The following is a 2086-nucleotide window of genomic DNA, read 5'->3' as shown; positions in this document are numbered from 1 at the left end:
GGATCAGGGGGCGGGGAAGGCGTTGCGGCACTCCGGGCACATCCCGCAGGTGGCACACACGGTCTCTCCGGGGCAGCGCGTCCGGGAGGCGATCCCGGCCGTGGCCAGCCGGTGCGCGGCGACCACCGCAGCCATGCCGAGGAGCATCGCCGGCAGGCGGTCCAGGCCGGTGTGCAGCAGGGTCTCGGTGGTGGCGATACCGGCGGCCAGGCCGATCAGGAGCGCCAGGACAGCGGGCAGATGACGACGGGCCAGGGTGCGCAGTCGGGTCGTCACGGGGTCCTCCGAAAGGGGTGTGGATGGCCCGGGGCCCCTCGGTGGGGCCCCGGGGCCGGGATCGGGTGGGTCAGGCGACCGGCCGCAACGCCGGGATGCTGTCGCCGTCGTTCTCCAGAAGCACTTGGGCGCGCTTGATGCGGTCCTGGGCGGTGCCGGTGGACACCCCCAGCTCGGTCGCGACGGTGGCGACGGTGACCCGTTCGCGGCTCGGGTCGATGGCGGCGGCCCGCAGCATCGCGGCGACGCGGTGGGTGTCCCAGTCGACCTGCCCGAGGCGGGCCATCGCGGCGCGTTCAGCGGCGCGCGCCTCGTGTTCAGCGGCGCGGGCCTTCAGTTCAGCGAGTGCGGTGGCGTGTTCAGCGGCGCGCTTCTCCTCGACCTGCCGGTTGGCCTCGCGGCGCTGCTCGATCTCCTCCTTCTGCTGCACCTCGCGGGCCTTGGCGGTGAGCTGTGCGGCCGTCTGCTGCTCGTGTTCAGCGGTGCGGAGTCGGCGTTCAGCCTCCTCCTCGATGGCCTTGGCGATGGCGGCCTCGTGCTCGCGGGCCTCCTTCTCCAGTCGGAGTTGCTCCTCGCGTTCCTTGGCCTCGACTGTCTTGATGCGGGCCTGGATCTCGGTCTCGGCCTCGGCCTCCAGCACCTTCTGCTCCGCGAGGATTCGGGTGCGCTCCAGGTCAGCGCGTAGTTGCGCTTCCTCGCGCTCGCGGTCCAGGGCGAGCCGGCGCCGCTCGGTCTCCTCGGCGAGACGGGTTGAATGGGCCTCGGTCTCGTCTTGAATGCGTCGGGTTTCGGCTTGGGCCTCGGCTGCCTGTCGTTGAACGTCGGCTTCCGCCCGTTGAATCTCGGCTTCGATCTTGGCTTCGGCTGCCTGTCGGGCGACCCGTAGGCGGCCCTCGGATTGAACGCGGTCGATCTCTGCTTGAATCTCGGCGTCGCGCACTTGAACGTCGGCGGCGACCTGTTGAACGGCGGCCTCGGCTCGTTGAAGGGCGGCCCTCCCCTTGCGCTGTTGCTCGCGAACGTCCTCCAGGGTGGGGACCGCGAGGGCGTCTTCCACGCTGAATCCGAGGGGTCCGAGGTTGAACGGCAACATCTCCTCGGGGGTGCACGCCTCCTTCCATCGGCGGCCCCGGTCGTGGTGGCGCTGGCGCAGGCGCTCGCGGTAGATGCGGACCTGGCGGTCCTGCTCCAACGCCTGGCGGTAGGTCAGGTTCCACAGGCGCATCCGGCGGGCGATCCGCGGCGTGGAGAAGGGAGCCAGCAGCCAGCGGGAGCGCGGGATCCGCTCGCGCTTGATCCGGCCCTTGGTGGCGCCGATGTGCGCGGCGTACAGGTGGGCGGCGATCTCGGAGAACACGACCCAGAGGGAGGCGAGGACGGCGTGCCCGATCTGGGACGGGAGGCTGCTGGCCGCCTCCCAGTTGAGGTAGACGGTGACCGCCGTACCGGCCCGGGGCACCCACTTGACCCACCACAACGGGCGGTCGAACCGCACCAGCAACAAGTTGACGATGCTGAAGGCCAGGATGCTCAGGTCGACACCGACGGGCAGGAGCCAGGGCCAGGCCCAGCCCCAGCCGCCGTCCTCCGGCGGCGCGGCGGCCTTGGCTTCGAGGGCCTGGTAGGAGGAGATCAGTCCGAGGGTGGCCACGCCGGTGCCCAGCAGCACGCCCAGGGCAAGGAGCCACTTCTCCCACTTCGCCAGGATCTTCGGGCCGGCGGGCGCGGTCTCCGTCTCCGGCTCGGGGCCGGGAGCGGCCGGGGCCGGGTCGGTCGCGGCCGCTCCCGGCCCCGAGCCGGAGACGGAGAC

Annotated in this window: 2 protein-coding genes; both read right to left on the bottom strand. The window is 71.6% G+C overall.

What is annotated here, in order from left to right; all coding sequences use genetic code 11:
- Positions 1-3: 3 nt before the first annotated feature.
- Entirely contained in the window at positions 4-276 is a 273-nt protein-coding gene (locus FNQ90_RS20790; protein WP_182607752.1) for a hypothetical protein, read from the bottom strand.
- 70 nt (positions 277-346) lie between these two features.
- A partial coding sequence (locus FNQ90_RS20785; RefSeq protein ID WP_182607751.1) for a DUF2637 domain-containing protein occupies positions 347-2086 on the bottom strand: 1740 nt, incomplete at its 5' end.

The organism is Streptomyces alkaliphilus (assembly GCF_014141535.1).
GTDB classification, from domain to species: domain Bacteria; phylum Actinomycetota; class Actinomycetes; order Streptomycetales; family Streptomycetaceae; genus Streptomyces; species Streptomyces alkaliphilus.
Note: the sequence above shows the minus strand (reverse complement) of the source record. Positions and strands in the feature narration are given on the sequence as shown.